General features: G+C 36.1%; 6 protein-coding genes. 4 read left to right on the plus strand and 2 right to left on the minus strand.

What is annotated here, in order from left to right:
- Window positions 1-447 precede the first annotated feature (447 nt).
- Both PXH59_RS19985 and PXH59_RS20160 read left to right on the plus strand, forming a co-directional pair.
- On the plus strand, window positions 448-1,335 hold the full coding sequence (locus PXH59_RS19985; RefSeq protein ID WP_053014283.1) for a hypothetical protein: 888 nt from the start codon (window positions 448-450) through the stop codon (window positions 1,333-1,335).
- A gap of 207 nt (window positions 1,336-1,542) precedes the next feature.
- The gene (locus PXH59_RS20160) at window positions 1,543-1,824 is read left to right on the plus strand and encodes a DUF1240 domain-containing protein (protein WP_352232147.1); all 282 of its coding nucleotides are present in this window, start codon (window positions 1,543-1,545) and stop codon (window positions 1,822-1,824) included.
- 30 nt (window positions 1,825-1,854) lie between these two features.
- Here PXH59_RS20160 and PXH59_RS19990 read toward each other — a convergent pair whose 3' ends face one another.
- Both PXH59_RS19990 and PXH59_RS19995 read right to left on the minus strand, forming a co-directional pair.
- Complete coding sequence (locus tag PXH59_RS19990; protein ID WP_047770631.1) at window positions 1,855-2,334, minus strand: Hcp family type VI secretion system effector; 480 nt, start codon at window positions 2,332-2,334, stop codon at window positions 1,855-1,857.
- Between the two features lie 112 nt (window positions 2,335-2,446).
- Window positions 2,447-3,148, minus strand: coding sequence for a replication initiation protein (locus PXH59_RS19995; RefSeq protein ID WP_047770639.1), 702 nt, complete (start codon window positions 3,146-3,148; stop codon window positions 2,447-2,449).
- 1,162 nt (window positions 3,149-4,310) lie between these two features.
- Between PXH59_RS19995 and PXH59_RS20000 the strand changes: the two genes are divergently transcribed.
- Both PXH59_RS20000 and PXH59_RS20005 read left to right on the plus strand, forming a co-directional pair.
- Complete coding sequence (locus PXH59_RS20000) at window positions 4,311-4,598, plus strand: BrnT family toxin (RefSeq protein WP_047770632.1); 288 nt, start codon at window positions 4,311-4,313, stop codon at window positions 4,596-4,598.
- Complete coding sequence (locus PXH59_RS20005) at window positions 4,585-4,878, plus strand: BrnA antitoxin family protein (RefSeq protein WP_285808128.1); 294 nt, start codon at window positions 4,585-4,587, stop codon at window positions 4,876-4,878. Before PXH59_RS20000 ends, PXH59_RS20005 begins: the two co-directional genes overlap by 14 nt.
- The last annotated feature ends 249 nt before the right edge of the window (window positions 4,879-5,127 follow it).

Raw genomic sequence — 5,127 nt, forward strand, 5'->3', positions numbered from 1 at the left:
GGGACGCATGACAAAACGAAAACCCAGAAATGCCCCAGATTGGGATACGCTGGTTAGTCAGGATGACTACGGAATTGGGAATAAATTTCAGAAAGTTTGAGATCAAATCCGGGCTAAATGTGTTTTGTAGCACCGCCTGCACGCAGTCAGTGTTACAAAACGCTGGGTCGAGGCAAAGCCCCGACATCCCTTCGCTAATGCCTATAATGTGTTAATAACTGGAAGTTTCCCGCTTATAACCCCTAAATATGAGGACAGAAACTTCAATGCCATAGCCAAACTTATCAGCTGGTCGAAGAGCTTAAAACACAATGTTATATCCCGACAGGGAAACTTGATCCACTTCCCAATAATTCAGAAAATCTAAAGAAAAAATAGCTGAGTCCGATAAGATATGAGACAAAATATCAATAAATTATCAGGTTATGTAGTTTTATGGGGTGTTAAATGAGCAGAAGAATTTCAGATGAGTTTATGGATGGGCAGTTAGTATTTGATAATGGAAGATTAAAACCTCTTAGCCATATGAAAGAGTATAGGAAAAGACAATATGCTGAGCTTGAAAGAAAATTAAATGATACAAGTAATGAAGAACATTATGCTCTAATAACGTTAGAAGAAGCTATAGGATTTTTAAAAGCAGCATTGTGTAAAAATGGTGAATATAAGGCATGGAAAGATAAAATATTTTCATGTACAGATCCGGCATCGTCGTTTGCAGGAAATATGTTTGAGTCTATAGGAGTGATTAAAATAATAGATGAGTTTAAAAGTTTTGGTATTCAAGCTAAAGAATATAAAGGGAGAGGAGGAGCTAAACATATTAAGATAACAGGTAAACAAAGCGTTAGGAAATTTATAACAGGAACTAACTATCGTCTTGATAATCAAAAGATATTAAAAATAGGAATTGGTTCAAAAAGTCTAGTAAATGGTATAGTTACTGGCGTTAAGGTTAGTATAGTTTTCTCTCTTGCTTATAGAACTATCGAATTTATGACAAAAGATGAATATGCGCTTGCCGATTTTCTGGGTAATATAACAGTTGATGCGGCCAAGACATTGGTTACTGTGTTAGCTACTGCCGCTGTTGGTAAAATAGCGGCAGGGTATTTTTTAGCAGCGGGAGTGAGTATAATAGGGCTTTCTGTTGGATTGTTTTTTATTGGTGTTGGTATAGCGGCACTTTTATATTATCTTGATAATGAATTAGGGATAACAAATAGCGTTATTGAAACGATTAAAGAAGTAGATAAAAAAATACCAGGTGATCATTATGAGATTAATCGCCAAGCTATGGGAGTAAGTACACCAGCTATTTGGCCTTGGAATTAAATATGGAAATATTTTTTATTTTATGATTATCAAATGAGAGAACTTTATGCCAAGTAAAATTGAAAATAAAAACAAGAAACCGGTGATTTTTTCTTTATGGAGTAGAATTTTTTACATATTAATATTGATGCTGATTATGTTATCAATGTTTGCGGTAGTTTTTTTTCATGGCGTGATTTTATTTCATTAATTAATTTAAATGATAGAGTGTATTTTTCTTGGAGGGTGTTTTTTATTTCCTTTGGTTTTCCAATAAGTATTCATATGTTGTATTCTCTTATGATTGCTTGTTTCTTAGATAAACCTCGACCATATAAAGGCCATATGGTTAATTTTTTAGTGTGGTTATTTTTCTTGGCGTTTATTTTTAGTATTCCTGTATCTTTATATGTTGATAATAAATTGAAGTATTTTGGTTATGTAACGTGTAGTAAAAAATCTTTAATTGCACCAAATGAATATGTTAGAAATATAAATTTATGTCACTAAGCATATATTTAATATATGCTTAGTTTTTACTTAGTACACTCTGTCTTCCCATATACTATAGGCAGATGTACCTGCTGTTACGTGATTCCATGAGATTGATTTATAGTTAAGTATAATTCTTTCATATGGCATGGCATCAAAATCATTTATAGAGTGCGGATAGGTACAAGAAATTTCAGAAATTGTGGCTTCAGTGATTTTGACTTCATAAAAATGCTCTAAATGTCCTATCTGACCAGTTCTGAAAAAAATAAATTTACCATCTAGTGATTCGTTGGAATCTATTGCCATGGCTAATAATGGAGATGATTTATCTATGGGTTTGATAAATTGTATGGGATGATGGCTTACATTCTGTTGACGAGATATTGAATGATCTAAACTGAGCACCTGTATTTGATCTTCGTGCCCTTTTTGGTATCGGTTCCCTATAGAGTCTAGAGTGGAGCAACCTGCGGATATCAATCCTTGCTTCTTGCCGTTTAATGTTAGATAAATCATGTATGACATAAAATTACCATCCTAATTATTTATAGATAATCTAAACTAATAACATATCACACAGACTTTCTCTAAAAAAGAAATATAAATCTAAATAAACGGTTTGATTTTATATTATTCCCTAATAATTTTTGTTAAATGCTAATTTAATTTGATTGTCCTCTTTAAATATAAAATGTAAAGCGACAACATTACGCCCATCTTTAACAGTATCAACGGATACAAGCAGATTGCTTTTTTGATTTAGTTCTTTTATAGATGGCTTTAAAAGAAGTTTATTTAAATCCTTAAATTGTAAATATTTATCTTCTATTCCTAACATGGATCTAAAATCTTTTAGATTAATGATTCTATCTCCAGTTTTTTTGAATTGCATTAATAATTCATAAATTCGTATGCTATAGGTTCTCTTTAGAGCTGAAACATTTTTTACTGCAATGGTAGTAAATTGGCCTTTTAATTGTGTCAAATAAGGCATAATTAGATCAGAAAAAACTAATTCTACTTTCCCTTGACCATTAAAATATTTAGCTTGGCCTTGAATCCATCTTATTTTTTCTTCTTTTTCCTTCCAATGAATATAAATCCAACGTTCAGCTAATTTATCAGCAGCCTCCTGTAATCTGCGTTCTGCATTCTCTCTGCCCATATCAGGAAATGCTAAGTAAAACTCACTGGCAGTTAATTGAAATTTTTTTTCAGGCGTGACTGCTTGAGGGTTCAACTTACCGATGCACATCAATAAAACTCTTTGTTCTTGAAGAGTCAATTTATAACTAGCTTCAATGAGGGCATTTGACTTGTAGGCAATAATCTCGGTCATATCTTGTCTTGTACCATTATTAGTGGAAAACATTTTTTAGACACCACCATGAATATAGGTGGTGTCTTTTATTTGTCAACCACATTTGGTTGTGAATATTACCGTCAAAAGCACCACCTATTACCGTCAAAAGCACCACCTATTACCGTCAAAAGCACCACCTATTACCGTCAAAAGCACCACTTATCATGATGTAATTAATTGATTAATAAAGATAAAAACCGACCGAAAACAAGAATAAAAACAAAAAAACAAGTTAAAAAAGGGCTCTCCCTGTGGATAAATCAGAAAATATTGTCAGATCAATCACAAAAAAGATGTCGCCGCAAAGCGGCTCCTCTCAGCCGCCCTCACGGGCGTTCCACAGTTAGATCCTGCTGTCTCCGACTCCATGCTATCGAGAACCTTTTTATTTCGTGCCTATTGGTTCGCTTCGCTCACGGCTTAGCAGGGAGGGGGAAGGTTATCCATTCAGTTCAGTCCCCCTTCCGGTATGTTGTTTGATCCGCTAAAAGTCTTAATTGATCTAAAGAGCATCCCTCATGCACTCATGGGCATAATACCGCCCATAAGACATTCTCAGCCGTTTTTTATAAACATCCATGAAAAGGGATGGCTTAAGTCATAAAATCGCTTAAAATCGCTCTGAGGCGTTTTTAGCTATGATATTTTTTGCAGTGATCAAAACATTCCGACTTACAACCTCATTCGGAGTAGACCCAACCGTCGTGTCACCAGCCGCCATTTCGATTATGGAAGGTCAAACCGCCCATATGGATTGACGTGTTCCCATATCAATGGCGTCAGAGCAAATACAGTGCCAGCATGCTGATTTCATAATCTTCACGGCGATTACTCACCATTCAGATCGAAATCATCATTGTGGGGAAATTGACTAAAATTCGGTTTACGTGATCTTTTTGACGTAAAACCCATAAAAACGCAGTGGTGTGCATAGTTATGCATGGCGTTAAAAACGCGTGTAGACAATTTTGCGTGGTTTTTGGGAGAAAGATAATGCGTTTTACTGGGTTGAGGCAAAAACCGCGCTGAGGGGCGTACAGGCGGTGCTGGCAATGTATGTTATGTTAAATTCATAGTTTGTTATTTGACTATGTCTATACTAATATGTATATACATAAATGTATTTTGTGGTGTGGAAATGGAGCTTGAGTTTGAATGGGACTCCGTTAAAGCGGAAACCAATTTTCGTAAGCATGGGATTCGTTTTGAAGAAGCCGCTCTTGTTTTTGATGATCCTTTTCATTTATCAGTTCAGGATCGTTTTGAGAATGGTGAATACCGCTGGCAGACGATTGGAACAGTAAAAGGATATGTGGTTGTTTTGGTTGCTCATACAATAAGATTTGAAGATGGAACCGAAATTATCCGTATTATCAGTGCACGTAAAGCCGAGCGGAATGAGAGGAAATGTTATGAGCATAGTTAGGTATAAACGAAGTGAACTGTCACCTCTGACTGAAGATCGGAAATATGAGCTTAATGCATTGTCTGATAGTGATATTGATTACAGTGATATTGCTCCGTTGGATGATGATTTCTGGAAAAAATCCGAACAAGGGAAGTTTTATCGTCCGGTAAAAACGCAAGCTTCGGTTAGGATTGATGCTGATGTGTTGGCCTGGCTGAAAAAAGCAGGAAAGGGATATCAGACGAGACTTAACGCTATCTTACGTGAAGCTATGATGCGTGATTTGCATCATAAGTAATGTCCATATAAAGCCCACAAAAGTGGGCTTTTTCATTGAGGAAGCGTATCACATTGACGATTATTTTGTAGCACCACCGATAAGGTCAGCTTTTGATGAATGCCTGATCCTGTTTCCGGCGCAGTCTTTCTGCTGTAGCCGTTGCATTCCGGCGTCGCCGTTCAGCATCCTGGGCTTTGATACGGCTCTGTTCAACTTCCTGCGCAGCGGTGGCTCGCTGTCTTTCAGTTTCTGCCATGATGTTCCTGA

Source organism: Xenorhabdus bakwenae (genome assembly GCF_030272115.1).
Taxonomy (GTDB): domain Bacteria; phylum Pseudomonadota; class Gammaproteobacteria; order Enterobacterales; family Enterobacteriaceae; genus Xenorhabdus; species Xenorhabdus bakwenae.

Coding starts and splice junctions, on each gene's coding strand:
- PXH59_RS19995 (WP_047770639.1), bottom strand. CDS start 3,148: ATGACCGAGATTATTGCCTACAAGTCAAATGCCCTCATTGAAGCTAGT.
- PXH59_RS20005 (WP_285808128.1), top strand. CDS start 4,585: ATGAGCATAGTTAGGTATAAACGAAGTGAACTGTCACCTCTGACTGAA.
- PXH59_RS19985 (WP_053014283.1), top strand. CDS start 448: ATGAGCAGAAGAATTTCAGATGAGTTTATGGATGGGCAGTTAGTATTT.
- PXH59_RS20000 (WP_047770632.1), top strand. CDS start 4,311: ATGGAGCTTGAGTTTGAATGGGACTCCGTTAAAGCGGAAACCAATTTT.
- PXH59_RS19990 (WP_047770631.1), bottom strand. CDS start 2,334: ATGTCATACATGATTTATCTAACATTAAACGGCAAGAAGCAAGGATTG.